This window comes from Pseudomonas sp. PICF141, from assembly GCF_002286815.1.
Classification (GTDB): Bacteria; Pseudomonadota; Gammaproteobacteria; order Pseudomonadales; family Pseudomonadaceae; genus Aquipseudomonas.
Genome location: NZ_MUNM01000044.1, coordinates 18,199 through 44,572 on the forward strand (window position 1 = coordinate 18,199; position 26,374 = coordinate 44,572).

Annotated in this window: 29 protein-coding genes; 3 read left to right on the forward strand and 26 right to left on the reverse strand. The window is 58.1% G+C overall.

Going from position 1 to position 26,374, the window contains the following annotated elements; genetic code table 11:
- Nucleotides 1-69: 69 nt before the first annotated feature.
- The 21 genes from BZL43_RS11655 to trmJ all read right to left on the reverse strand — a co-directional run bounded on the left by BZL43_RS11655 (nt 70) and on the right by trmJ (nt 18,924).
- A complete protein-coding gene (locus BZL43_RS11655; RefSeq protein WP_095632447.1) occupies nt 70-861 on the reverse strand; it encodes an amidohydrolase in 792 nt (263 codons plus the stop codon).
- The gene (locus BZL43_RS11660) at nt 849-1,997 is read right to left on the reverse strand and encodes a pyridoxal phosphate-dependent aminotransferase (protein WP_095632448.1); all 1,149 of its coding nucleotides are present in this window, start codon (nt 1,995-1,997) and stop codon (nt 849-851) included. The genes BZL43_RS11655 and BZL43_RS11660 overlap by 13 nt, the downstream gene beginning before the upstream one ends.
- A gap of 144 nt (nt 1,998-2,141) precedes the next feature.
- Nucleotides 2,142-3,611: a ribosome biogenesis GTPase Der gene (gene der / locus BZL43_RS11665; RefSeq protein ID WP_095632449.1), complete on the reverse strand. Its 1,470-nt coding sequence runs from the start codon at nt 3,609-3,611 to the stop codon at nt 2,142-2,144.
- 135 nt (nt 3,612-3,746) lie between these two features.
- On the reverse strand, nt 3,747-4,898 hold the full coding sequence (bamB, locus tag BZL43_RS11670; RefSeq protein ID WP_032830306.1) for an outer membrane protein assembly factor BamB: 1,152 nt from the start codon (nt 4,896-4,898) through the stop codon (nt 3,747-3,749).
- Nucleotides 4,891-5,532, reverse strand: coding sequence for a tetratricopeptide repeat protein (locus BZL43_RS11675; protein WP_095632450.1), 642 nt, complete (start codon nt 5,530-5,532; stop codon nt 4,891-4,893). The genes bamB and BZL43_RS11675 overlap by 8 nt, the downstream gene beginning before the upstream one ends.
- Nucleotides 5,533-5,572: 40 nt before the next feature.
- Complete coding sequence (hisS, locus tag BZL43_RS11680) at nt 5,573-6,862, reverse strand: histidine--tRNA ligase (RefSeq protein WP_095632451.1); 1,290 nt, start codon at nt 6,860-6,862, stop codon at nt 5,573-5,575.
- A 37-nt stretch (nt 6,863-6,899) separates the two neighbouring features.
- A complete protein-coding gene (gene ispG, locus BZL43_RS11685) occupies nt 6,900-8,009 on the reverse strand; it encodes a flavodoxin-dependent (E)-4-hydroxy-3-methylbut-2-enyl-diphosphate synthase (RefSeq protein ID WP_008070966.1) in 1,110 nt (369 codons plus the stop codon).
- 3 nt (nt 8,010-8,012) lie between these two features.
- Nucleotides 8,013-9,065, reverse strand: coding sequence for a RodZ family helix-turn-helix domain-containing protein (locus BZL43_RS11690; RefSeq protein ID WP_095632452.1), 1,053 nt, complete (start codon nt 9,063-9,065; stop codon nt 8,013-8,015).
- Entirely contained in the window at nt 9,065-9,823 is a 759-nt protein-coding gene (gene pilW, locus BZL43_RS11695; RefSeq protein ID WP_095632453.1) for a type IV pilus biogenesis/stability protein PilW, read from the reverse strand. Before pilW ends, BZL43_RS11690 begins: the two co-directional genes overlap by 1 nt.
- A gap of 12 nt (nt 9,824-9,835) precedes the next feature.
- Nucleotides 9,836-10,984, reverse strand: coding sequence for a 23S rRNA (adenine(2503)-C(2))-methyltransferase RlmN (gene rlmN / locus BZL43_RS11700; RefSeq protein WP_095632454.1), 1,149 nt, complete (start codon nt 10,982-10,984; stop codon nt 9,836-9,838).
- Nucleotides 10,985-11,013: 29 nt separating this feature from the next.
- A complete protein-coding gene (gene ndk / locus BZL43_RS11705; RefSeq protein ID WP_016773329.1) occupies nt 11,014-11,439 on the reverse strand; it encodes a nucleoside-diphosphate kinase in 426 nt (141 codons plus the stop codon).
- 92 nt (nt 11,440-11,531) lie between these two features.
- Nucleotides 11,532-11,732 (reverse strand): Fe-S cluster assembly protein IscX, encoded by a 201-nt coding sequence (iscX, locus tag BZL43_RS11710; protein ID WP_007941386.1) that lies wholly within the window; start codon nt 11,730-11,732, stop codon nt 11,532-11,534.
- A gap of 14 nt (nt 11,733-11,746) precedes the next feature.
- Entirely contained in the window at nt 11,747-12,088 is a 342-nt protein-coding gene (gene fdx, locus BZL43_RS11715) for an ISC system 2Fe-2S type ferredoxin (protein WP_007903596.1), read from the reverse strand.
- On the reverse strand, nt 12,088-13,953 hold the full coding sequence (hscA, locus tag BZL43_RS11720; protein WP_095632455.1) for a Fe-S protein assembly chaperone HscA: 1,866 nt from the start codon (nt 13,951-13,953) through the stop codon (nt 12,088-12,090). The genes fdx and hscA overlap by 1 nt, the downstream gene beginning before the upstream one ends.
- Before the next feature lie 51 nt (nt 13,954-14,004).
- Nucleotides 14,005-14,526 carry a co-chaperone HscB gene (hscB, locus tag BZL43_RS11725; RefSeq protein WP_095632456.1) on the reverse strand — a complete coding sequence of 174 codons (522 nt, stop codon included), beginning with the start codon at nt 14,524-14,526 and terminating at the stop codon, nt 14,005-14,007.
- A gap of 8 nt (nt 14,527-14,534) precedes the next feature.
- Nucleotides 14,535-14,858 (reverse strand): iron-sulfur cluster assembly protein IscA, encoded by a 324-nt coding sequence (gene iscA / locus BZL43_RS11730; RefSeq protein WP_095632457.1) that lies wholly within the window; start codon nt 14,856-14,858, stop codon nt 14,535-14,537.
- Between the two features lie 34 nt (nt 14,859-14,892).
- Nucleotides 14,893-15,279, reverse strand: coding sequence for a Fe-S cluster assembly scaffold IscU (iscU, locus tag BZL43_RS11735; RefSeq protein ID WP_027619655.1), 387 nt, complete (start codon nt 15,277-15,279; stop codon nt 14,893-14,895).
- An 85-nt stretch (nt 15,280-15,364) separates the two neighbouring features.
- Nucleotides 15,365-16,579, reverse strand: coding sequence for an IscS subfamily cysteine desulfurase (locus tag BZL43_RS11740; protein WP_095632458.1), 1,215 nt, complete (start codon nt 16,577-16,579; stop codon nt 15,365-15,367).
- A 50-nt stretch (nt 16,580-16,629) separates the two neighbouring features.
- Nucleotides 16,630-17,121: a Fe-S cluster assembly transcriptional regulator IscR gene (gene iscR, locus BZL43_RS11745; protein WP_003227911.1), complete on the reverse strand. Its 492-nt coding sequence runs from the start codon at nt 17,119-17,121 to the stop codon at nt 16,630-16,632.
- A 256-nt stretch (nt 17,122-17,377) separates the two neighbouring features.
- Nucleotides 17,378-18,151, reverse strand: coding sequence for a serine O-acetyltransferase (gene cysE / locus BZL43_RS11750; RefSeq protein ID WP_095632459.1), 774 nt, complete (start codon nt 18,149-18,151; stop codon nt 17,378-17,380).
- A gap of 2 nt (nt 18,152-18,153) precedes the next feature.
- Nucleotides 18,154-18,924, reverse strand: coding sequence for a tRNA (cytosine(32)/uridine(32)-2'-O)-methyltransferase TrmJ (gene trmJ / locus BZL43_RS11755; protein ID WP_095632460.1), 771 nt, complete (start codon nt 18,922-18,924; stop codon nt 18,154-18,156).
- Between the two features lie 250 nt (nt 18,925-19,174).
- Here trmJ and suhB point away from each other — a divergent pair, with 250 nt between their 5' ends.
- Nucleotides 19,175-19,993: an inositol-phosphate phosphatase gene (gene suhB / locus BZL43_RS11760; RefSeq protein WP_095632461.1), complete on the forward strand. Its 819-nt coding sequence runs from the start codon at nt 19,175-19,177 to the stop codon at nt 19,991-19,993.
- Between the two features lie 264 nt (nt 19,994-20,257).
- Here suhB and rplS read toward each other — a convergent pair whose 3' ends face one another.
- From rplS to ffh, 5 genes are all read right to left on the reverse strand, one after another.
- Nucleotides 20,258-20,608, reverse strand: coding sequence for a 50S ribosomal protein L19 (rplS, locus tag BZL43_RS11765; protein WP_003175895.1), 351 nt, complete (start codon nt 20,606-20,608; stop codon nt 20,258-20,260).
- 45 nt (nt 20,609-20,653) lie between these two features.
- Nucleotides 20,654-21,427: a tRNA (guanosine(37)-N1)-methyltransferase TrmD gene (gene trmD, locus BZL43_RS11770; protein WP_177409327.1), complete on the reverse strand. Its 774-nt coding sequence runs from the start codon at nt 21,425-21,427 to the stop codon at nt 20,654-20,656.
- On the reverse strand, nt 21,409-21,945 hold the full coding sequence (gene rimM / locus BZL43_RS11775; RefSeq protein WP_095632463.1) for a ribosome maturation factor RimM: 537 nt from the start codon (nt 21,943-21,945) through the stop codon (nt 21,409-21,411). The genes trmD and rimM overlap by 19 nt, the downstream gene beginning before the upstream one ends.
- 5 nt (nt 21,946-21,950) lie before the next feature.
- Complete coding sequence (gene rpsP / locus BZL43_RS11780; RefSeq protein ID WP_003198088.1) at nt 21,951-22,202, reverse strand: 30S ribosomal protein S16; 252 nt, start codon at nt 22,200-22,202, stop codon at nt 21,951-21,953.
- Nucleotides 22,203-22,451: 249 nt separating this feature from the next.
- Nucleotides 22,452-23,828 (reverse strand): signal recognition particle protein, encoded by a 1,377-nt coding sequence (gene ffh / locus BZL43_RS11785; RefSeq protein WP_095632464.1) that lies wholly within the window; start codon nt 23,826-23,828, stop codon nt 22,452-22,454.
- 210 nt (nt 23,829-24,038) lie between these two features.
- Between ffh and BZL43_RS11790 the strand changes: the two genes are divergently transcribed.
- Both BZL43_RS11790 and BZL43_RS11795 read left to right on the forward strand, forming a co-directional pair.
- Nucleotides 24,039-24,851 (forward strand): inner membrane protein YpjD, encoded by an 813-nt coding sequence (locus BZL43_RS11790; protein WP_095632465.1) that lies wholly within the window; start codon nt 24,039-24,041, stop codon nt 24,849-24,851.
- Nucleotides 24,852-24,863: 12 nt separating this feature from the next.
- Nucleotides 24,864-26,108 (forward strand): HlyC/CorC family transporter, encoded by a 1,245-nt coding sequence (locus BZL43_RS11795; RefSeq protein WP_095632466.1) that lies wholly within the window; start codon nt 24,864-24,866, stop codon nt 26,106-26,108.
- The last annotated feature ends 266 nt before the right edge of the window (nt 26,109-26,374 follow it).

The window sequence follows — 26,374 nt, forward strand, 5'->3', positions numbered from 1 at the left end:
AAGGCCCCGGGGTGAGAACCTCGGGGCCTTTTTGTTGATCGTTCCCACGCTCTGCGTGGGAATGATCGGTTACGTGAACTCAAAGGTATCTGCATCCAGATTCGCCGGAAACCGCGTGCGATAAGCCTCCAGTTCCGCCGCGTCCAGAACGACCTTGAATACCCCATCGGCATTGCCAGCACTGAGCAACGTCTCACCCTGAAAATCCAGCACCTGACTGTCACCGCTATACGCAAAGCCTTTGCCATCGGTACCGATACGGTTCACCGCCGCCACATAGCAGAGGTTTTCGATCGCCCGTGCCGGCAGTAGACGGTTCCAGTGCTGGCGCCGGGCGCCCGGCCAATTGGCGGTGTACAGCAACAAGTCGGTGTCTTGAGGGTCGCGGCTCCAGACCGGGAAACGCAGGTCGTAGCAAATCAGCGGCCGCACTCGCCAGCCCTTCAATTCGAACTGCACCTGACGCTCGCCCGGGGTGAAATGGTTGTGCTCGCCCGCCATGCGGAACAGGTGACGTTTGTCGTAATGCCACACCTCCCCGTCCGGTCGCGCCCATAACAGACGATTGCGATGACTGCCGTCAGCCACCTGGACGATGATGCTGCCGGTGATCACCGCGTCCAGCTTCGCCGCCTGAACCCGCAGCCATTTACTGGTGGGGCCATTTTCCGGCTCGGCAAGGGTTTCCGATTCCATGGAGAAACCGGTGGTGAACATTTCCGGCAGGATGATCAAGTCAGCGCCGCGAGCCTGTTCCAGCAAAGGCTCGAAATGCTGCAGATTGGCCACACGATCATGCCAGGCCAGGGTCGTCTGGATCAGCGCGACATTCAGATTGGGCAAAGCACTCAGATCACGCATAGTTTTTCCCCTGCTTCACGCAGAGTCTCCTCGCGTTTGGCAAAGCACAGGCGCACCAGGCGCTGGCCTTCGGGTGGCGTCTGGTAGAACACCGAAATCGGAATACTCGCGACGCCATGTTCGCGGGTCATCCACAGCGCCATCTCGACGTCATTAAGGTCCGGGCGAATCTGCGAGTAATCGACCAGCTGGAAGTACGTACCGGCCACGCGGGTGAAACTGAAGCGCGACGGCGCCAGCAAATCGCAGAACAGATCGCGCTTGGCCTGATAGAAGCCCGGCAACGTTTCGACGTGTTCCGGGTGCTCGGCCATGTAATCGGCCAACGCGTATTGCAACGGCGTCACGCCGCAGAAACTGACGTATTGATGAACCTTACGCAGCTCCGCTGTGAGGGCCGGCGGCGCGACCACGTAGCCGGTTTTCCAGCCTGTGACGTGATAGGTCTTGCCGAAGGAGCTGACCACGAAAGCACGCTGATACAGCTCTTCGTGATTCAACACGCTGACATGGGGCACACCATCGAACACCAGGTGTTCGTAGACCTCGTCACTGATGACATAAATGTCGCGGTCGCGAATCAACGCCGCCAGCTGATCCAGCTCGGCACGACTGATCAGCGCGCCGCTTGGGTTATGCGGGGTGTTGAGGATGATCATCCGCGTGCGCGGTGTAATGGCTTCACCGAGCTTCTGAAAGTCGATGGCGAAATCATTCAGGCCCAACGGCACATGAACGCAACGACCACCGGCCAGTTCAACCGAGGGCTCATAACTGTCATAGGCCGGATCGAACACAATCACTTCGTCGCCGCCGTGGATAACGGCTTGAATAGCGCAGAAGATCGCCTGGGTTGCGCCGGGAGTGACTGTCACTTCATGGTCGACATCCACATTGACGCCGTAGCTGCGGGCGATCTTCGCCGCAATCTGCTGACGCAATGCCGCAAGCCCGGTCATCGGCGAATACTGGTTGTGGCCATTGGCGATATGCCGACCAACTGCATCGCACAGGGCCTGCGGGGCATCGAAGTCGGGGAAACCCTGGGACAGGTTCAACGCCCCGGTTTGCGCCGCAAGCTGAGACATCTGAGTGAAGATAGTGATGCCGACATTCGGCAGCTTACTGGTGATCATCGGTGAGCCCCTGCAGGTGAGCTGCAAGTTTCAAGCGACAAGCTGCAAGTGGTCAAGCGTCAAACCACCAGACACAAAAAAGGGTCCCGATAAGGACCCTTCTGCTTTTACTTGAGGCTTGCAGCTTGAGGCTCGCCGCTGCTTCTATCGCTTGTCCCGGCGCTTTTTATCGGCTTTCTTGTGGTGCGACATCATCCGACGCTTCTTGTTGACCTGGCGGTCGGTCAGCGAGTTCTTGTTACCTTCGTACGGGTTCTCACCCCCCTTGAACTCGATGCGGATCGGCGTACCGACCAGCTTCAAGACACGACGATAAGTGTTTTCCAGATAACGGACGTAAGACTTCGGCACCTTCTCGATCTGGTTACCGTGAATCACGATGATCGGCGGGTTGGCACCGCCCAAGTGGGCGTAACGCAGCTTGATCCGACGGTTGTTGACCATCGGTGGCGCGTGCTCGCCGACTGCATCTTCCAGAATCTGGGTCAGGCGGTTGGTCGGCCAACGGGTGACCGCGGACTTGAACGAGTTCTGTACCGACGCGTAGAGGTTGCCTACGCCAGTGCCGTGCAGGGCCGAGATGAAGTGGATATCGGCGAAGTCGACAAAGAACAGTCGACGTTGCAGTTCGACCTTCACGAAGTCGCGCTCGCTCGGCGTCATGCCGTCCCACTTGTTGATCGCGATAACCAGCGCACGACCGGCCTCAAGGGCAAAGCCCAGCAGGTTGAGGTCGTGGTCGACGACGCCTTCACGGGCATCCATCACGAAGATCACCACGTTGGCGTCTTTGATCGCTTGCAGGGTTTTGACCACGGAGAACTTTTCGACTTCTTCGTGGATCTTGCCGCGCTTGCGCACACCGGCGGTGTCGATCAGCGTGTACTTCTCGTCGTTACGTTCGAACGGGATGTAAATGCTGTCGCGGGTGGTGCCGGGCTGGTCATAAACGATCACCCGGTCTTCACCGAGCATGCGGTTGACCAGGGTCGACTTGCCAACGTTCGGGCGGCCGATGATGGCGATCTTGATACCGTCTTTTTCGCTTGGGCCAGGAATGCGCTTGGCTTCCTCACCTTCTGCAACGATCTCTTCTTCGCTTTCTTCCGATTCTTCTTCGTCTTTCGGGAAGTCGCTAAGGGCGATTTCCAGCATCTGGGTGATGCCACGACCATGAGCGCCGGCGATCGGGATCGCGTGGCCCATGCCCAACGGGGCGAATTCGGCGCGGGCCATTTCAGGGTCGATGTTGTCGACCTTGTTGGCAACCACGTAAGAACGCTTGTTACGCTTGCGCAAGTGCTCGGCGATCATCTGGTCGGCCGCGGTAAAACCGGCCTTGGCATCTACCAGAAATAGAACGACATCCGCTTCTTCAATGGCCAGCAGCGACTGCTCGGCCATTTTTTCGTCCATACCGTGCTCGTCACCGGAGATACCACCGGTGTCGACCAGAATGTAGGAACGCCCTTGCCACTTGGCCTCACCGTACTGGCGATCACGGGTCAGACCGGACAAGTCGCCGACGATGGCGTCGCGAGTCCTGGTCAGGCGGTTGAACAAGGTGGACTTGCCGACGTTCGGTCGGCCCACCAGGGCGATTACGGGAACCATGCGGCTCTCCACTTCGTTATTTCAGAAAATACAAAAGCCGCTGCGAGGCAGCGGCTGGTGCTCGGGGCAGCGCCTGTAAGCGCTGCGAGCCCCGCAAAACGGGGCCGCTTGGGGGTTAAACCCCAAGCATAGTTCTTACTTGATGGTCAGGGCTTCCAGTTTGCCACTGTTGCCATACAGATAAATCGTGTCACCCACCACCAGCGGACGGGCACGCAGGCCATCGCTGTCGATGCGCTCGCGGCCGACGAAACGACCGTCCACCTGACTCAGCAGGTGCAGGTAACCTTCCATATCACCGACTGCAACATAGCTGGAGAACACTTCCGGAGCCGACAGTTGACGGCGGGCCAGCGAATCGTTGCTCCACAAGGCAGTGGTGGAACGTTCGTCGACGCCTTCAACAGTGCCCGCAGACAGGCTCACGTAGACACTGCCAAAACCCTGGGCAACGCCGGCATAGCTGGAAGCATCACGCTGCCAGAGCTGACGACCGCTTTCCAGGTCCAGCGCCGCGACGCGACCCTGGTAGCTGGCGACATACAGCGTACCGCCGGACAGCAGCAAGCCACCGTCAATATCGACCACACGCTCCAGCTCCGAACGACCTTGTGGAATCGCTACACGCTGTTCCCACACCGGCACGCCGTTGGAAACATCCAGAGCAACCACTTTACCAGTCGACAGGCCAGCCACCGCGAGGCGGTTAGTGACGATCGGTGCGCTGGTACCACGCAAGGTCAGAACCGCTGGCGTGCTGTCATACAACCAGCGCTGGTTGCCGGTCGCGGCATCCAGACCGATCAGACGGTCATCCTGGGTCTGAACCACAACAACGTCACCGTTGGTGGCCGGCGGCGCGAGGACTTCACTGGTCACGCGAGCGCGCCATTTCTCTTCACCGCTGCTGGCATCCAGGGCAACAATTTCACCCTTGAGCGTGCCGATCATGACCAGACCGTAACCTACGCCAACGGCGCCGGAGACAGGCAGTTCGAGATCTTTCTTCCACTTGACGTCGCCATTGCTGCGATCCATCGCCATCACCACACCGGTGACGTCGGCGGCATAGATGGTATCGCCATCGATCGCCGGAACCAGCATGTTGTAGGTTTCGCCCTGACCGTCACCGATCGAACGACTCCACTGCTTTTGCAGCACCACTTCTTCCTTGAAGTCGGTCAACTCGGCCGGTGGCAGTTCTTTTTTGCTGTTGCTGCTGCAACCCGCGGCCAGTATGGCCAGAGCCAGCAATGCTGCATGTTTCCAACGGATCACGTCACGCATCCCCTTTGGCCAGGTCGTCCAGCTTGATTTGTAGGCCGCCAACCGCCGCTTCATCCGACAGTGCCGCCTTGGCTTTCTGATACGCCGCGTTCGCTTCGTCGGTACGACCCAACTGCACCAGCAGGTCGCCTTTGAGCTCTTCGCGAGTGGCCAGGAAAGCTTTGTCGGCATTGCCTTCGAGCAGTTTCAGGGCTTCATCGACCTTATTCTGGCCGGCCAGCACTTGCGCCAGGCGCTGACGGGCAATTTCGCCGAGTGCCGGGTTGGCCGGTTTGGCGACAATGGCTTTCAGTTCGCTGGCTGCGTCGTCCAGCTTGCCGCTGTCGACTGCTACTTTGGCCACGAACAGGCTGCCGTATTGTGCATAAGCGGTGCCGCCAAACTCGCTGTTGAGCTTGCCAGCCAGATCCGAAACACGTGCAGCATCAGGCTTGCCATCAGGCGTCAGCGTGGTTTCGAGCAATTGCTGATAGAGAATCGAGGCGCCTTGCGACTGATTGCTCTGATACTTCTGAAAGGCCTGCCAGCCGAACACGATGACCAGCGCCAACAGGCCGCCAGTGACCAGGGGCTTGCCGTTGCGTGTCCACCAGTCCTTAAACTCCGCCAGATGTTCGTCTTCGGTACTCGACACCCCAATACTCCTTAATCGCTAAATCGGCTGTTTGACAGCTTCAACCCTGCACGATGCAGGTGGCCAGGTGTGCAGCAAGCGCATCCCAGGCAATGCTTTGTTGTTCGCCCTGGCCACGCAGGGGTTTGAAACCTACCACTTGCTGGGCCATTTCGTCCTCACCGAGGATCAATGCATACAGCGCACCGCTCTTGTCGGCTTTCTTGAACTGGCTTTTGAAGCTGCCGGCGCCGGCATTGACTTGCAGGCGCAGGTTGGGCAATTGATCACGAACACGCTCGCTCAGGGCCAGGCCGGCCAGCTCGGCGGCTTCACCGAAGGCGCAGAGATAGACATCGACCTGACGGGAGATTTCTTCCGGGATCTGCTCCAGGGTTTCAAGCAACAGCACGAGACGCTCGATGCCCATGGCGAAACCAACGCCCGTGGTCGGCTTGCCGCCCATCTGCTCCACCAGACCGTCGTAACGACCACCGGCACATACGGTGCCCTGGGCGCCCAACTTGTCGGTGACCCATTCGAAAACGGTCTTGCTGTAGTAATCCAGCCCGCGAACCAGTTTCGGGTTGATCACATAAGGAATGCCGGCGGCGTCCAGACGAGCCTTGAGGCCCTCGAAGTGCACGCGGGATTCCTCGTCGAGGTAATCGGCCATCTTCGGCGCGTCGGCCAATGCCGCTTGAGTGTCGGGATTCTTGGTATCCAGAACCCGCAGCGGGTTGGTCTTCAGACGACGCTGGCTGTCTTCGTCCAGTTGATCCAGGCGAGCGGACAGGTAGTCGACCAGTGCATCACGATAACGACCACGGGACTCGCTGGTGCCCAGGCTATTGAGCTCGAGCTTGACCGCATCGCGGATACCCAGCTCGCCCCACAGGCGCCAAGTCAGCACGATCAGCTCGGCGTCGATGTCCGGACCGTCGAGGTTGAAGACTTCACAACCGATCTGGTGGAACTGGCGATAACGACCTTTCTGTGGGCGTTCGTGACGGAACATCGGGCCGATGTACCAGAGCTTCTGTACCTGACCACCGCCGGTAATGCCGTGCTCGAGCACCGCACGCACGCAGGCCGCTGTGCCTTCAGGGCGCAGGGTCAGGGAGTCGCCGTTGCGATCCTCGAAGGTGTACATCTCTTTTTCGACGATGTCGGTCACTTCACCGATGGAGCGCTTGAACAGCTCGGTGAACTCGACAATCGGCATGCGGATCTGCTTGTAACCGTAGTTATCCAGCAGACGCGAGACGGTACCTTCGAAATGACGCCACAGGGGAGTCTGTTCGGGCAGGATGTCGTTCATGCCACGAATGGCTTGCAGAGACTTGCTCACTATAAATCCTTAAATTCGTTCGGCTCTTTAGTCAGGCTCAGCCGCGAGCGATTACCGCTGCGTCGGCTTCGACCTTTTCGGCCGCTTTCTGGCGGATCAAGCGTTCAAGCTCATCCACCAGATTGTCATTAGTCAGTTTCTGCGCCGGCTTGCCGTCGATGTAAATCAGGTTTGGCGTGCCGCCGGTCAAGCCGATATGGGCTTCCTTGGCTTCGCCCGGCCCGTTGACCACACAACCGATCACCGCGACATCCAGCGGTACCAGCAGGTCTTCCAGGCGCCCTTCCAGCTCGTTCATGGTTTTGACCACATCGAAGTTCTGCCGCGAGCAGCTCGGGCAGGCGATGAAGTTGATGCCACGGGAACGCAGGTGCAGGGATTTGAGAATGTCGTAGCCGACTTTCACTTCCTCGACCGGGTCGGCCGCCAACGAGATGCGAATAGTATCGCCAATCCCTTCGGCGAGCAGCATACCGAGGCCCACGGCGGATTTCACTGTGCCTGAACGCAAACCACCGGCTTCAGTGATGCCCAAGTGCAACGGCTGAACGATTTCCTTGGCCAGCAGGCGGTAGGCGGCGACGGCCATGAACACGTCGGAAGCTTTCACGCTGACCTTGAAGTCCTGGAAATTCAGGCGTTCGAGGTGTTCGACGTGACGCAAGGCGGACTCGACCAGCGCAGCGGGCGTCGGCTCGCCGTATTTCTTTTGCAGGTCTTTTTCCAGGGAACCGGCATTGACGCCGATGCGGATGGGAATCCCGCGATCACGGGCGGCATCGACCACTGCACGCACGCGGTCTTCACGACCGATGTTGCCCGGGTTGATGCGCAGGCAATCGACGCCCAGTTCGGCGACGCGCAAAGCGATCTTGTAGTCGAAATGGATGTCGGCCACCAATGGCACTTTGACCAATTGCTTGATCTTGCCGAAGGCTTCGGCGGCATCCATATCCGGCACGGAAACCCGCACGATATCGACGCCAGCGGCTTCCAGACGATTGATCTGGGCCACGGTAGCGGCCACGTCATTGGTGTCGCTGTTGGTCATGCTCTGCACAGCGATAGGCGCATCGCCGCCCACGGGCACATTACCGACCCAGATTTTGCGGGATTCGCGACGTTTGATTGGAGATTCGCCGTGCATGACTTATTGACCCAACTTCAGGCGAGCAGTCTCGCCACTGATGAACGGAGCGACATCAACCACCTGCCCGTTGTAGCTGACCTGCGCACCACGGGCGAAGCCCAGACGCACGGAAAAGGGCGGCTTGCCGCTAACGGAAACATTTTCACCTTTACGCTTTAGACCGCTCAACAGCACCTTGCCGGTGCCATCGGTCACTTGCGTCCAGCAATCGGCGGTGAATTGCAGTTGAACCTGGCCTTGGCCGGCCACCGGAGCTGCCGGAGCGGGAGCCGGAACGGTCGGAGCGATTGGAGCCGTGATAACCGGGGCCGGTACAGCGGGAACAGCGGGGGCAGGCGTCGCTGGCGTCGCCGGTGTCGCGACAGCCGGAGCAGTGCTGTGGGCCACAGCCGCAGGCGTTACTGCAGAAACGACTGGCGCTGGAAGCGGTGCACTCGTTTCAACACTCACTGGCTCCTGGGCCGAAGTGTCGGTAGAGGACTCGGCCTGAGGCAGCGCAAGCGGCGTTTCACCTTCAGCCTGACCTTGCGCAACGGCCTGGTCTTCCGGCTCGTCCAATGGATGGATCTGGGTGGTACCGTCGGCGCCTTCGACTTCAACGTGTTCCGGCGCCAGACCGATCAGATCCTTGGTACGCAATGAAGTTTGATCCTGCCACCAGATAAAACCACCGCCGATCACCGCGAGTAGCAACAGCAGGCTGACAATTCGCAAAATGGTGTGGGAAACCCGAACCGGCTCTTCGATACGCCCAAGGCTGTGGACGTTGCTGCCATGGGCGTCGGTACCGGTGGATTGGTCGAACTGCTGGACCAGAACGGCTTGGTCCATGCCGAGCAATTTGGCATACGCGCGAATATAGCCACGAGCAAAGGTGTGGCCAGGCAGCTTGTCGAAAGCGCCGGCTTCCAGATTGCTCAGGGAATTGACGGTGAGGTTGAGCTTGAGGGCCACTTCGGCCAGCGACCAGCCATTGCTTTCGCGGGCCTGGCGCAAAGTCTCACCGGGATTAACGCGATTCGCTGCTACAACTTCGGGATGCGCCGCTTTCATCATTGCTCCGACAGGTATTGCTGATATTCCGGCGTACCGGGATAGAGTCGTTTTAATTGCAGGCCAAAACTGGCGGCCTTGTCGCGATCTTCGAACACTTTTGCCAGCCGAACGCCGAGCAATAGACTACGTGCATTTTGCTCGGTGAGCAGGCTAAAACGGTCGTAATAGTCACGCGCGGGCACATAATGCCTGTCTTCGTAAGACAACTCAGCCATTTCCAGCAATGCACGTGGCTGTTGCCGATTCAGACGCAGGGCTTTTTCCAGTTGCTGGCGGGCCAGATCACGCTGCCCCAGCTTTGAAGCGGTCATGCCCAGGTTTTCGAAAACCCGTGAACGCTCAGGATACAGAGTGTCGGCGGCGGCCTGTTCGAAGCGCTCATACGCCTCTTTGTAACGTTTTTCTTCGAAAAGAAAGCTGCCGTAGTTGTTCAGGATTCGCGCATCGGCGGGACGAGATGACAGCGCCTTGCGAAAATGCTCATCAGCCAGTTCCGGCTCCATCTCAGCCTGGAACACCAGCCCCAGCGCCGCGTTGGCGTCAGGATCCGAGCTATCCAGGTCCAAAGCCTTCTTCAACGGAACCTTGGCGCGCTCGGTCATGCCCTGTTGCAAATACCCCAAGCCCAGCTGCACGTAGGCGGCACGCGCTTCATCACGACCTTTGCTGGTCTTCATCGGGTTGAAATCGCCCGACAGGACACAACCAGCACAGAGGCTGGCCAACAGCACAAGCAGCGCGAAGCGCAGGGACATAGAGATCCTCTCTTAATTATTGTTCGCGGCGTTCGTTGCGATATCGTTTTCGGCGCTCAACTCGCGCACGGCGATATAACGTTCGCTGCGACGGGTGCGATCCAGCACCTGCCCTACCAATTGGCCACACGCGGCATCGATGTCTTCACCGCGGGTGGTGCGTACGGTGACATTGAAGCCTGCATGGTGAAGCTGATCCTGAAACCGGCGAATCGCGTTGTTGCTTGGGCGTTCGTAACCGGAATGCGGGAACGGATTGAACGGAATCAGGTTGATCTTGCACGGGATGTTCTTGAGCAGCTCGATCATCTCGACGGCGTGTTCAACCTTGTCGTTGATGTCTTTGAGCAAGGTGTACTCGATGGTCAGCACGCGCTTTTCGCCCAGGGACGACATATAGCGCTGGCACGACTCGAGCAGCATCTTAAGCGGATATTTCTTGTTGATCGGCACCAATTGGTTACGCAATGCGTCATTCGGTGCGTGCAGGGACAACGCCAGGGACACGTCGATGTGCTTGGACAGCTCATCGATCATCGGCACCACGCCGGAGGTCGACAGGGTCACGCGGCGCTTGGAAATGCCGTAGCCCAGGTCATCCATCATCAGGTGCATGGCGGCGATGACGTTGTCGAAGTTCAGCAGCGGCTCACCCATGCCCATCATCACCACGTTGGTGATGGCACGGTCGACGGTCGCCGGGACGCTGCCAAAGGATTTGTTGGCAATCCACACCTGACCGATGACTTCGGCGGCGGTGAGGTTGCTGTTGAAGCCTTGCTTGCCGGTGGAGCAGAAACTGCAATCCAGGGCACAGCCTGCCTGGGACGAAACGCACAAGGTGCCGCGTTTGCCCTGGGGAATGTACACGGTCTCGACGCAGCTGCCGGACGCCACGCGCACCACCCATTTACGGGTGCCGTCGCTGGAGATGTCCTCGCTGACTACTTCCGGACCACGGACCTCAGCAACAGCCTTGAGCTTTTCGCGCAAGGCCTTGCTGACGTTCGTCATGGCGTCGAAATCATCGACGCCAAAATGGTGAATCCATTTCATTACCTGACCGGCACGGAAACGCTTCTCCCCGATTGAGTCGAAGAATTTTTCCATTTCCTGTTGAGTCAGACCCAGCAGGTTGGTTTTTACAGTCGATGTAGTCATGGATTCACCTTCACTCTTTAAGCCAATGCTTAGCGAGTGGTTACTTCAGTAGCTGCGAAGAAGTATGCGATTTCGCGAGCAGCAGCGGCTTCGGAGTCCGAACCGTGTACAGCGTTGGCGTCGATCGATTCGGCGAAGTCGGCACGGATGGTGCCAGGAGCCGCTTCTTTAGGGTTGGTAGCGCCCATCAGTTCACGGTTGCGAGCGATAGCGTTTTCGCCTTCCAGAACCTGAACGACAACCGGACCGGAAGTCATGAAGGCAACCAGGTCACCGAAGAAACCGCGCTCGCTGTGCTCAGCGTAGAAGCCTTCGGCTTCGGCTTTGGACAGTTGCTTCAGTTTCGAAGCTACAACGCGCAGACCAGCGTCTTCGAAGCGAGTGGTGATCTTGCCGATCACGTTTTTAGCAACGGCGTCAGGCTTGATGATGGAGAAAGTACGTTGAACAGCCATGGTGTAACTCCAGAAACGGTAATTTGCGAAAAATTAAACCCGCGAATTATACGCGGGTTCTTTGGTATTGCCTAACGGCGTACGGCGCAGAATCAGTCTGCTTCTTCGATCCAGGCGGCCTGAATGGCTTCAAGCACCTTCTCGCCACCGCGGGTCGGATCATCACTGAACTCCGGCAATGCCAGCACCCATTGATGCAGATCGACGAAGTTCACATAACGCGGATCCACATCCGGCTTGGATTCAGCCAGCTGGATCGCGATTTCCAGCACATCAACCCATTTCAGACTCATATCGATTCCTTGAATCAGTGCGGCGCTTCGGCTGCATGGTTGAGCGAGTATTTCGGAATTTCGATCGTCAGGTCTTCTGTTCCGACGATCGCCTGACAGGCTAGACGAGATTGCGCTTCCAGCCCCCACGCCCGATCAAGAAAGTCTTCTTCCAGCTCATCGGCTTCTTCCAGCGAATCGAAGCCTTCGCGAACAATGCAGTGACAAGTGGTGCAGGCGCAGACGCCGCCACAGGCGCTTTCCATCTCGATATGGTGTTCATGGGCCAGTTCGAGAATGGAAATACCGGGCTCAGCCTCTACAACCATGCCTTCCGGGCAGAACTTCTCGTGTGGCAGAAAAATGACCTGCGGCATCAGTTATCCTCGATTTCATTCAGGTTGCGTCCCGCCAGAGCGGCTTTCACCGTCGAGTCCAGGCGGCGGGCAGCAAAGGCATCGGTCACTTGCGACAGACGTTTGGTCTGCTGCTCGATGGCGTAACCATCGGTGCCTTTCATCAATTCGGTCAGTTCCTGCATCTGCAATTCAATGACCATGCGCTCTTCAGCGTCGAGCAGGCGTTCGCCGTCAACGTCCAGAGCGCCCTGCACCGCCTCGATCAAGCGCTGGGCATCGACCTGCTGCTCACGTAATACACGCGCGACTTTGTCGTCGTTGGCGTGCTGGAACGAATCTTTAAGCATTTTGGCGATTTCGCCGTCGGTCAGGCCGTAGGACGGTTTGACCTGGATGCTGGCTTCGACGCCTGAACCCAATTCGCGGGCCGAGACATTGAGCAGACCGTCGGCGTCGACCTGGAAGGTCACGCGAATCTTCGCCGCACCGGCCACCATCGCCGGAATACCGCGCAATTCGAAACGCGCCAGGGAGCGGCAGTCGCTGATCAACTCGCGCTCGCCCTGCAACACGTGGATCGCCATGGCTGACTGGCCATCTTTATACGTGGTGAAGTCCTGGGCCCGGGCGACGGGGATGGTGGTGTTGCGCGGAATCACCTTCTCCATCAGACCGCCCATGGTTTCCAGCCCCAGGGACAAAGGAATCACGTCCAGCAACAGCAGTTCGCCACCGTCCCGTTTGTTGCCGGCCAGGGTATCGGCCTGGATCGCGGCACCGATGGCCACGACCTGATCCGGATCGATTTCGGTCAGCGGTTCGCGACCGAAGGCCTGCGCAACAGCTTCACGGACACGAGGCACACGCGTCGAGCCGCCGACCATGACCACAGCGTGAACGTCTTCCAGCTCGATACCGGAATCACGCACCGCGCGACGGCAGGCTTTCAGGCTGCGAGCGACCATCGGCTCGATCAATGCATTGAAGGCGTCACGGGTCAGCTCGGCCTTCCAGTCGCCATAAGCAACTTCAATGGACGAGGACTGGGTCAAGGCTTCTTTAGCCGCACACGCGGTTTGCAGCAGATTACGTTGCGCACCCGGATCAAGGTCAGCCGACAGACCGGCATTCTCGATGATCCAGCCAGCGATTGCATGGTCGAAGTCATCGCCGCCCAGCGCGCTGTCGCCGCCGGTGGCCAGCACTTCGAACACACCGCCAGTCAGGCGCAAAATCGAAATATCGAACGTACCGCCGCCCAGGTCATAAATCGCGACCAGGCCTTCGGCGTGTTGATCCAGACCGTAAGCCACAGCGGCGGCGGTTGGCTCATTAAGCAAACGCAGCACGTTCAGGCCGGCCAGCCGGGCCGCATCCTTGGTGGCTTGACGCTGAGCATCATCGAAATAGGCCGGAACGGTGATCACCGCGCCAACCAGCTCGCCACCCAAGGTCGCTTCAGCACGCTGACGCAGCACCTTGAGGATATCGGCGGAAACTTCGACCGGGCTTTTCGGGCCTTGCACCGTATCGATGAACGGCATGTGCGACTCGCCATCGACAAAACGGTACGGCAGTTGATCGCCCAATTGCTTGACGTCGGACAGACCACGACCCATCAAGCGCTTGACCGACAGCACCGTATTCAAAGGATCGGACGCGGCAGCCAGTTTGGCCGACTCGCCAACTTCGACACGATCGGGGTGATAGCGCACCGCAGATGGCAGGATGACCTGCCCTTGTGCGTCGGCCAGAGGTTCGGAAAGACCACTGCGCAACGCAGCGACCAGCGAATTGGTAGTACCCAAGTCAATCCCCACAGCCAGACGACGCTGGTGCGGTTGAGGACTTTGGCCGGGTTCGGCGATCTGCAGTAGGGCCATCGTGATCAGGACTTATCTGTATATCAGGCGTGCGACCGGAGCGGCACTGGGTTAATCGTCGAGGCGCTCTTCTAACTGGCGCACTTCGTAGGTGAGCTTGTCGAGAAACTGCATACGCCGCATCAGGCGTTCGGCCCGTTCACGTTGCGCTGCATCATCCCAACAGGCTGCGAAGCTTTCGTTCAGTTCATCCTGCGCGATCTTCAAGCGGCGCTTGAACACGGCAATGCCGGCCAGGTCGGCGCTGTCTTGCAGATCTTCGAGCTCTTCACGCAATTCCATCTGCTGCAGAAGAAACTCCGGATCATGCACCGTGACCTCCAGCGGCAACTCGCCACCACTCAACGCAAGCAAGTATCGCGCGCGTTTTGGGGGGCTTTTGAGCGTTTGGTAGGCCTCGTTGAGGCTCGCGGATTGCTCGAGCGCCAGCCGCTGCTCACGCTCGGAAGCGTCGGCAAAGCGGTCCGGATGAACACCGCGCGCCAACTCTCGGTAGCGCGTGGCCAACTGATCGAGATCCAGACGGAAGCTCGGTTTCAGCTCAAATAAAGCGAAATGACAAGGAGTACCCACGAGCAGCCTCAGATGTTGAAGCTTTCGCCGCAGCCACATTCACCGCGAACGTTGGGATTGTTGAACTTGAAGCCTTCGTTCAACCCTTCCTTGACGAAATCGAGTTCGGTGCCGTCCAGGTAAGCGAGGCTTTTCGGGTCGATGATCACTTTTTCGCCGTGACTTTCGAACACCGTATCCTCTGCCACCACCTCGTCGACAAACTCCAGCACGTAGGCAAGGCCGGAACAGCCTGTGGTGCGAACACCCAGACGAATCCCTTCACCTTTGCCGCGCCCGTTGAGGGAGCGTCGCACGTGTTGAGCAGCCGCTTCTGTCATGCTGATAGCCATCGGTGACTCCTTACTCGTCGCCAAATCTTGAAAGTCAGATCAAGCCTTTCTTCTGCTTGTAATCGCGAACGGCCGCTTTGATAGCGTCTTCAGCAAGTACCGAGCAGTGAATTTTCACTGGCGGCAGAGCCAGTTCTTCGGCCAGCTGAGTGTTCTTGATGGTCTCTGCTTCATCCAGAGTCTTGCCTTTCATCCATTCGGTCGCCAGGGAGCTGGAGGCGATCGCCGAACCGCAACCGTAGGTCTTGAACTTGGCGTCTTCGATGACACCTTGTTCGTTGACCTTGATTTGCAGGCGCATTACATCGCCGCACGCCGGAGCGCCGACCATGCCGGTGCCGACATCAGGATCTTCCGCGTCCATCTTGCCGACGTTGCGCGGGTTCTCGTAGTGGTCGATGACCTTTTCGCTGTAAGCCATGATTCTTAATCCTCACTCATCAGGAGTCGCTCTTGAAGCCCTGCAAATCGTGGATTCACAGGGCCCGGTTGCGGCGACTTGAATATCAGTGTGCCGCCCACTCGATTTTCGAAATGTCGACGCCGTCTTTGTACATGTCCCACAGCGGCGACAGGGTGCGCAGCTTGGTAACGGCCTCGCAGACTTTCTGCGCGGCGTAGTCGATTTCTTCTTCGGTGGTGAATCGGCCGAAGGTGAAGCGAATCGAGCTGTGTGCCAGTTCGTCGTTGCGGCCCAGGGCGCGCAGTACGTACGAAGGCTCAAGCGACGCCGAGGTGCAGGCCGAACCGGATGAAACAGCCAGATCCTTGAGCGCCATGATCAGCGACTCGCCTTCAACGTAGTTGAAGCTCAGGTTCAGGTTGTGCGGTACGCGGGCGGTCATGCTGCCGTTGACGTACAGCTCTTCCAGGCCTTCGACCTGCTTGAAGAATCGGTCGCTCAGGGCCTTGATGCGCACGTTCTCGGCAGCCATGTCTTCCTTGGCCACACGGAAAGCTTCGCCCATGCCAACAATCTGGTGGGTCGCCAGGGTACCGGAACGCATGCCGCGCTCGTGACCGCCGCCATGCATGGTCGCTTCGATGCGAACACGCGGCTTGCGGCTGACGTACAGCGCGCCGATGCCCTTGGGGCCATAGGTTTTGTGGGCAGAGAACGACATCAGGTCGACTTTCAGTTTCGACAGGTCGATCTCGACCTTGCCGGTGGACTGAGCAGCATCGACGTGGAACAGGATTCCCTTGGAGCGGCACAGTTCGCCGATGGCGGCGATGTCGTTGATGGTGCCGATTTCGTTGTTCACGTGCATGACCGACACCAGGATGGTGTCATCGCGCAGGGCCGCTTCGACCATCTCTGGAGTGACCAGACCATCTTCGCGAGGATCGAGGTAGGTCACTTCGAAACCTTCACGCTCCAGTTGGCGCATGGTGTCGAGGACAGCCTTGTGCTCAATCTTGGTGGTGATCAGGTGCTTGCCTTTGGTGGAGTAGAAATGCGCCGCACCCTTGATTGCCAGGTTGTCGGACTCGGTGGCACCGGAGGTCCAGACGATTTCACGCGGGTCGGCATTGACCAGGTCAGCGACCTGACGACGAGCGTTCTCGACGGACTCTTCAGCTTTCCAGCCGAATACGTGGGAACGGGACGCCGGGTTACCGAAGTTTCCGTCGACCAGCAGGCATTCACTCATCTTTTGCGCGACACGTGGATCAACCGGGGTCGTCGCAGAGTAATCAAGGTAAATCGGCAATTTCATGGACTATCTCCTAAATCAGGCTGGCTGGCGTGCCGCTAGCTCTTTGGCTGTTATTCGACGGCGGACGCTTCAATCTTGTCCAGGCGTGGCGCCTTGCTGTTGCAACGACGCTGATCCTGACGCTGGGCTACTTCTTGCACCTCACGGCGAGTTACAAGATCAGCCAAGCTGATACCGCTCAGAAATTCGTGAATCTGCAGGCTCAGATCGCACCACAAGTGGTGGGTCAGACAGGTATCGCCGGAATGGCAATCGCCTTGGCCCTGGCATTTGGTTGCATCGACCGATTCGTTGACCGCATCGATTACCTGGGCGACCTGAATGCCCTGCATGTCGCGGGACAGCTGGTAACCACCGCCTGGACCGCGAACACTTGACACCAGATTGCTGCGGCGCAATTTGGCAAAAAGCTGCTCGAGGTAGGACAGGGAAATGCCTTGGCGCTCGGAGATATCGGCCAGGGACACCGGCCCGTGCTGCGCGTGCAACGCCAGGTCAAGCATGGCGGTCACGGCGTATCGGCCTTTTGTAGTCAGTCGCATGGACAATTACCACGGAATTCGGAATGGGGCGAGTATGCAATTCCCGAGTATTTAAGTCAACTATAAGACCTAGTGCTTTAGTCAGGTTTACCCGCAAAAGAGCGCGCGCATCATAACAGGGTCTACAGCGCAATGGCACACCGATGAGCGCGCCGCCATTATCTGAATACGACCTGCAGGAGCTGCCGCAGGCTGCGATTTTTTTGATTTTGTCCTTCTAAAGCAAAGATCAAAAGATCGCAGCCTGCGGCAGTTCCTACGCCTGACTCTGATCCTTGTCTTTTACGCAGGCGAAGTCTTCTTCGCGCAGTTGAGGCAGATCTTTCGCACAGTAATTGCTACCCAGATCTTTCAGCGCCCCGCACATTCCTTCAAGCCGACCGTCTACAGCCTGCAGATGATCGAGCAACTGATTGATGGCGCGAGCCACAGGATCCGGCATGTCTTCACCAACACCATAAGCATCGAAGCCGATTTTCTCGGCCATGGCCTTGCGCTTGGCATCCTGCTCATCATCGGACTTGACGATGATCCGTCCCGGAATCCCCACCACCGTCGCTCCAGGTGGAACCGCCTTGGTGACCACGGCATTAGAGCCCACTTTGGCCCCGGCGCCCACCGTAAACGGGCCGAGCACCTTGGCGCCCGCCCCGACCACCACACCATCTTCCAGAGTCGGATGACGCTTGCCTTTATTCCAGCTGGTGCCGCCAAGGGTCACACCTTGATACAGGGTGACGTCGTTGCCGATCTCGGCGGTCTCACCGATAACAATGCCCATGCCATGGTCGATAAAGAAGCGACGACCGACCTTGGCCCCCGGATGAATTTCGATTCCGGTCAACCAGCGGCCGAAATTCGATACCAGCCGCGCCAGCCATTTCCAGCCCATCCCCCACAACGCCGACGACAGGCGATGGATCCAGATGGCATGCATGCCCGGGTAGCACGTCAGAACCTCGAAAGCATTGCGTGCCGCCGGGTCACGATGGAAAACACTCTGGATATCTTCACGCAAACGCTCGAACATCATTAATCCTTCCGCTTTAGAAGCTCGCCACGGGCCGCTTTCTGGGTTTCCGTGAGGATGCCACGCAATATATTCATTTCCGCCCGGCTCACCGAGCTGCGTCCGTACAACCGGCGCAGGCGCGCCATCAAGTGCCGTGGCTTTTCCGGGTCGAGGAATTCGATGGCCACCAGGGTTTGCTCCAGGTGTTCATAGAATCGCTCCAGCTCATCCATGGTCGCCAGCTCACCACTTTTGGTGGACGCCACTTCCTCCTTCTCGACCTTGCTCGGCTGACCATGAGCCGCCAGCCAGGCCATACGCACTTCATAGCTCAACACTTGCACCGCCGCCCCGAGGTTCAGCGAACTGAACTCAGGGTCTGACGGGATATGCACGTGATAATGACATCGCTGCAGCTCTTCATTGGTCAGGCCGGAGTCTTCACGACCAAAAACCAATGCAATCTCGGCACCTTGCTCCGCCTCTTCGACCACCTTCACACCGCATTCGCGGGGATCGAGCAACGGCCAGGGAATACGACGATCCCGGGCGCTGGTACCGAGCACCAGATTGCAGCCGACCAAAGCATCTTCCAGAGTGGCGACGACCTGGGCATTTTCAAGGATGTCACCGGCCCCGGATGCACGCGCATCGGCTTCGTGATGCGGGAACAGCCGCGGCTCGACCAACACCAGCCGTGACAGGCCCATGTTCTTCATGGCACGCGCAGCCCCACCAATATTGCCGGGGTGACTGGTATTGACCAGAACGACACGAATGTTTTGCAGCAAGGGAAGCGCTCTCGAACACATTATCGGGAGCGGAATCTTACAGCGCCTCAGAATGTCCCGCCTCAAAAATAGCTGTTCACTTTCGACGACGCTCAATGTCGGCATTGATACGCGGCCACTTCTCCAGAATATGAACGTATTTGCGAGTCGAGATATACCGTTAAGCCATGAAAGCGAACGCCGACCTTCTCCTGTAGAAACTTTCTGATAGAATGCCCGGCTTTCTTTAACAACCTTAGGTGACACATCCATGCAGCCCATGCTGAATATCGCGCTGCGCGCCGCCCGCAGCGCCAGTGAATTGATTTTCCGCTCCATCGAGCGCCTGGATACCATCAAGGTCGACGAAAAAGACGCCAAGGATTACGTATCCGAGGTGGATCGCGCCGCCGAACAGAAAATCGTCGATGCACTGCGCAAGGCCTACCCTAATCACTCGATCATGGGCGAAGAAACCGGCATGCACGCCGGGAGCGGCATCGAAGGCGAAGAATACCTGTGGATCATCGATCCGCTGGATGGCACCACCAACTTCCTGCGCGGCATTCCGCATTTCGCTGTCAGCATCGCCTGCAAATACCGCGGTCGTCTGGAGCACGCCGTTGTCCTGGACCCGGTTCGCCAGGAAGAATTCACCGCCAGCCGTGGTCGCGGCGCCCAACTGAACGGTCGTCGCCTGCGCGTCAGCGGTCGCACCAGCCTGGACGGCGCCCTGCTGGGTACCGGCTTCCCGTTCCGCGATGAGCAGATGGACAACCTCGACAACTACCTGGGCATGTTCCGCGCACTGGTAGGCCAGACCGCCGGCATCCGCCGCGCTGGCGCAGCGAGCCTGGACCTGGCCTACGTGGCTGCCGGCCGTTTCGATGCATTCTGGGAATCAGGCCTGTCGGAATGGGACATGGCTGCAGGCGCCCTGCTGATCCAGGAAGCCGGCGGCTTGGTGAGCGACTTCACCGGCGGTCACGACTTCCTTGAGAAAGGCCATATCGTCGCCGGCAACACCAAGTGCTTCAAGGCAGTATTGACGGCGATCCAGCCACACCTGCCAGCGTCGCTGAAGCGCTAAACACCCCCGCTTAAAAAGCCGCAACACCTCAAGCAAACGCCCCGACTTGTTCGGGGCGTTTGCTTTTGCGCGAACTAAATACCACCAACTCAAGCCGCAACGCGATCCATAGCAGCCGCGCTCAGCTGTAGCAGCTGCTACAGAGCGCATCGCCGTTGTGATTTATAGGCGCCATAACGAAAAATGCCCCGCATCTTTCGATACGAGGCATTTTCCTGGATCACCAGCCTGAACAGGCTGGCAATTCGGCATCGGAAGCTGGACTTAAGCCAGTTTTTCCTTGATGCGAGCTGCTTTACCGGACAGGTCACGCAGGTAGTACAGCTTGGCTTTACGTACGTCACCGCGACGCTTGACAGCCATGCTGTCGATTTGCGGGCTGTAGGTCTGGAAAGTACGCTCTACGCCAACACCGTTGGAGATTTTACGAACGGTGAAAGCACTGTTTACGCCGCGGTTACGCTTGGCGATAACTACGCCTTCGAACGCCTGCAGACGCGAACGATCACCTTCCTTCACTTTCACCTGAACGACAATGGTGTCGCCCGGGGCAAAGGTAGGGATCTCTTTGGTCATCTGCTCTGCTTCGAGTGCAAGGATGATTTTGTTAGTCATGCTGTGCTCCTAAGGTAAATCGTCGGATCTACCATCGATACGTTGTTAACTATCGTCCCGCTCGCGGATATATTCCTCGAGCAGCTTCTTCTCTTCTCCAGAAAGCGAGCGGCTTTCCAGAAGATCGGCGCGTCGTTCAAAGGTCCTACCAAGGGACTGCTGTAAACGCCAACGCCGGATGTGCGCGTGATTGCCACTTAGCAATACGTCGGGAACACGCTGATCCGCATACACCTCCGGTCGGGTGTAGTGCGGGCAATCCAGCAAACCATCCGTAAAGGAATCTTCCTCGGCGGAGTCCGCATGCCCTAAAGCTCCAGGCAGCAGTCGTGTAACCGCATCGATCAGGACCATCGCCGGCAGCTCGCCGCCAGACAGTACATAGTCGCCAATCGACCACTCTTCATCGACATGAGCATCAATAAAACGCTCGTCAATGCCTTCATAGCGGCCGGCAATCAGGATCAATGCATCCAGATTCGCCAACTCGCGTACCGCCGACTGAGTCAGTTGACGGCCTTGGGGGGACAGGTAAATTACCTTCGCCGCCTCCCCGACTGCTGCCTTGGCCTGAACCAGAGCGTCTTCCAGGGGTTTGATCTTCATCACCATGCCCGGACCACCGCCAAATGGGCGATCGTCCACAGTGTGATGTCGATCCGTCGTGTAGTCTCGCGGATTCCAACAAGTGAGCTGCAACAGCCCCTGTTTCACCGCCCGACTGGTGATGCCGTACTCGCTGATGGCGGAGAACATCTCGGGAAACAAACTGATCACTTCTACGCGCAAGTTAGCCACGTTTAGAAGTCCGCATCCCATTCCACCTTCATCTCGCCTGCGGCAAGGTCGACAGCCAACACGCATTGCTCCGTATAGGGCAACAGGCGTTCGCGATCATCCAGGCTGCCAGCGCAAGGCTTGACCACCATTACATCATTGGCGCCGGTTTCCAGAAGATGATCGATTTTTCCGAGCAATTGCCCGAGTTGATCAATAACCTTCAGACCTTCCAGCTGGTACCAGTAGTACTCGCCGTCGGTCAATTCAGGGAACAGGCTGCGCGGCACGCAGATCTCATAACCAGCCAGAAGACGCGCTTCTTCACGATCATCAAGACCCTTGAGCTTTGCGACCAGGAACTTGTCGCTCCCACGTCCACTGACCAGCTCGACCTGTTTCACACTACCTTCGCGCTTGAGCGTCCAGGTTTTGTACTGCAACAGGTTTTCAGTCGGATCAGTAAAGGAATACACCTTCACTTCGCCGCGAACGCCATGAACAGAATAAATTTTGCCAACAACGATCAAATCATCGGCAACAGCTGGCGTCGCGTTCATATTGCTCAGGCCGCAGCCTTGGCAGATTCCTTCAACAACTGAGCAACGCGCTCAGAAGGTTGTGCACCAACGCTCAGCCAGTAGGCTACGCGCTCTTGGTTCACGGACAGACGAACTTCTTGACCACGAGCAACAGGGTTGAAGAAACCAACCTGTTCCTTGTGCGAACCGTCGCGCGGGTTGCGGCTGTCGGTTACGGTCAAGTGGTAAAACGGGCGCTTTTTGGAGCCGCCAAGGGCAAGACGGATTGTTAGCATGTGAACATCGTTCCTGTAGTCGGTGCTGCAAATCTAAAGGCACAGCGGGCATAGGTGCCCGAAAGGCCGCATATTCTAAGGAATATCCGGACTTTTGCAAATGTCTTTTTCCGGCGGCCTATCGGTCGCCATCCAGATTTGCTATAGAGCCGTCGTTGAAAACGGCCAGTCAGCTCCCGCCAAGTGCGGGTTTGCTGGAGATCCCACTTCCATGTGGGAGATGCAAGGGCAAGCCCTTGCGTGAATACTTTACATTTTCGGCATGCCGCCGCCGGGCAACATACCGCCCATGCCGCGCATCATTTTGGCCATTCCGCCTTTCGCGGAAAACTTCTTCATCATCTTCTGCATCTGCTTGTGCTGCTTGATCAAGCGACCGATGTCCTGCACCTGAGTGCCGGAACCCATGGCGATCCGGCGCTTGCGCGAACCGCTGATCAGTTCAGGGTCGCGGCGCTCGGCCGGGGTCATGGAGTTGATGATGGCTTCCATTTGCTTGAATTGTTTCTCTGCCGCGCCTTGGGCATTGCCCATTTGCGCCAGATTCACACCACCCATGTTCGGCAGTTTGTCCATGAGCCCGCCGAGGCCGCCCATGTTCTTCATCTGTTGCAGCTGATCGCGGAAGTCTTCGAGATCGAAGCCCTTGCCCTTTTTCAGCTTCTTGGCCAGTTTATCGGCCTTGTCTTTATCGAGGGTCTGTTCAGCCTGCTCGATCAGGCTGAGCACGTCGCCCATGCCAAGGATGCGCGATGCGATACGTTCAGGGTGAAACGGGTCGAGCGCTTCGGTCTTCTCGCCCATACCGATGAACTTAATCGGCTTGCCGGTGATGGCGCGTACCGACAGCGCGGCACCGCCACGGGCATCACCATCGACCTTGGTCAGGATCACACCGGTCAGCGGCAGCGCATCGCCGAAAGCCTTGGCCGTGTTGGCGGCGTCCTGGCCGGTCATGGCATCGACCACGAACAGGGTTTCGACCGGGTTGATCGCGGCGTGCAGCGCCTTGATCTCGCCCATCATCTCTTCATCGATGTGCAAACGACCGGCGGTATCGACGATGACCACGTCGATAAATTTCAGTTTGGCTTCTTTGATAGCTGCTTGCGCGATGTCGACCGGCTTCTGACTCAGGTCGGACGGGAAGAAGGTGACGCCAACCTCACCCGCGAGCATTTCAAGCTGCTTGATCGCCGCCGGACGGTAAACGTCCGCAGACACGACCATGACCGACTTCTTCTTGCGCTCTTTAAGGAAGCGCGCCAGTTTGCCGGCGGTGGTAGTTTTACCCGCACCTTGCAAACCGGCCATCAATACGACGGCAGGAGGAACGGCGCTCAGGTTCAAGTCTTCGTTGGCCGCGCCCATCAGGTTTTCGAGTTCGGCCTGGACGATTTTCACGAAGGCCTGGCCCGGCGTCAGGCTGCGCGACACCTCGGTACCGACAGCACGCTCCTTGACCGAGTTGACGAAGTCTTTGACCACTGGCAAGGCGACGTCGGCTTCGAGCAGCGCCATGCGCACTTCGCGCAAGGTGTCTTTGATGTTGTCTTCGGTCAGCTTGGCCTTGCCGGTGACATGGCGCAGCGTCTGCGAGAGACGGTCGGTTAAGTTTTCAAACATTACGCGATCCTTTCAGGCCCTGTGTAGACCGGGATAATGGCGGCCCAGACCGGAATAAACATTTGCTCGGCGAGCCTGCGGCGTGGGCAGGTCGCGGATTATAGCGAAGACTGCGTCTGGCGGACACCTCGCGATCAGGTTGCATGGTCTTTCGTGCGATGTGGGTTCTATGCCAAACTCAGCGCCTTTCGGGCTTGCCTAACAGGATTTATGCTCCCCTTGTCACCCAGTTTGCTTACCACCCTCGCCGCCGCCTGCTTATACGCCGCTGCGACTCTCTATCAGGGCACTCGCCTGGCCAACGGCGCCAAGGCGAACAAACGCCTGCTGGTTACCTTCGGTGTGCTGGCCGTGCTGGCTCACAGTGCCAGCCTGGTCACCTATCTGCTGACACCGATCGGCCTGGCCCTGGACTTTTTCAGCGCCGCCAGCCTGATTGCCGCAGCCGTCATCGCCCTGACGCTGCTGGCCTGTTCTCGGATTCCGGTGGAAAACCTGCTGCTATTGCTGTTTCCGTTGGGCGCCGCCACCGTGATGCTGGCACAGTTCGCCCCCGCCGGTACGGTGCAGATCATTGACGAAGCGCCAGGCATCCTCGCCCATATCCTCTTGTCGATCCTCGCTTACGGCATGTTCACCATCGCCGTGTTTCAATCTTTGCTGCTGCTGGTTCAAGATTATCAGCTCAAACACAAGCATCCATCCGGGCTGATCAAGAACTTCCCGCCGCTGCAAACCATGGAAAGTCTGCTGTTTGGTTTCCTCTGGGCCGGCTGGAGCCTGCTTTCGTTGTCACTGATTTCCGGCTGGTTGTTCGTCGAGAACCTGTTCGCCCAGCACCTGGTGCATAAAACCCTGCTGGCGTGCCTGGCCTGGATCGTGTTCAGCGTGCTGCTTTGGGGGCGCAACCGCCTCGGCTGGCGCGGACACAAAGCCATCCGCTGGACCCTTGCCGGTTTTTGCCTGCTGATGCTGGCGTATTTCGGCAGCAAGCTGGTCCGCGAATACATTCTGCATATCTGACGGGCGGCATTAATGGACGATTTGCCCATAGGGCCGATGCTCGCAGTGCTGGCCCTGCTGATTTTATGGTCGGGACTGTTCACCGCCATCGAAATCGCACAAAAGCACTTGCTGGCCCAACGCACGGCCTCGCGTTCGAGCGACAAACCCGTGGCGAAGCTGAGTTTCCCGCTCAATAGCCTGATCCTCTGCAACACCCTGTGTCGCGCGCTGGTAGTGGTCATCAGCACCTTGCTGGCAATTTTCACCTGGGCACAAAACGGTCCATGGATTGCCTGCCTGGGTGCCAGCGCCGTGCTGCTGGTGTTCGCCGAGTATTTGCCGCGCACCCTTGCCGCGCGCTATCCGGATGCGGTCCTGAGCCTGGGCAATACACTGCTCGCCATCCCCTTGAAGATCGTCTACCCGGCTGCCTGGCTACTCAATGCCGTCAGCCAACTGCTGATACGACCCTTCACCCGCAAAATCAATGTGGTGCAACAAAGCGAAGACGAGGCACCCGCAGATCGGCATGACGATCATGAACACGCCGCCAGTCGCCCGCATTCGCTGTCAGGTATCCATGCGCTGGATAACATCACCGTCAACGATATTCTGGTACCGCGCAGTGACGTCGACGGGATCAATCTGGACGATTCCCTCGAAGAAATCATCGAACAACTGCGCCACAACAGACGTACCCGCCTGCCGGTATTCCACAGCGACATCAATCAGGTCGAAGCGGTGCTCAACACCCGGCAGATCCGTCATTTGCTGGCGGATTCAAGCCTGACCCGGGAAGCGCTGCTGGCCGCCAGTCACGAACCGTACTTTGTACCGGAAAGCACCCCGCTGCAGCTGCAACTGCTGAACTTTCACAAACAGCAGCGACGCTTGGGCATGGTGGTCGACGAATACGGCGAAGTGCTGGGCATCGTGACCCTGGAAGACATACTCGAAGAGATCGTCGGTGAATTCGAAAGCCAGCACAGCCTGGATAATCCGCACATTCATCCGCAGGCCGACGGGCGCCTGGTCATAGAAGGGGCGGCGTCGATTCGCGAATTGAACAAGAGTCTTGGCTGGCATTTGCCCAGCGATGGTCCGAAAACCCTCAACGGGTTAGTGACCGAGGCGCTGGAAACGATTCCAGACAGTGCGGTTTGCCTGAAAATCGGGCGTTATCGGCTGGAGATCCTGGAGACGGAAGACAATCGTGTCACGCGCGTGTTGATCTGGCACACCAGCTCAGTGCCTGCCCTAGCCTCTAGCCGTTAGATCGTTAAAAGATCGCAGCCTCGCTACGCTCGACAGCGCCTACAGTTTGGAGTGCGTTCCTTTTTTGTAGGAGCTGTCGAGCGAAGCGAGGCTGCGATCTTTTCAATATCCATGCCTTGTTCAATCGTTAGCCGCCTTCCTATAATCCGCCTACCCAAGCCCCCGCCGAACCACGTGCTTACCCCGCGCGCAGCAGGTTCCGGCCCGATCATCGGCAATAGCCGCACCACTGCGACGACTGTTCCTACCTTGAACAGCGACCGTAT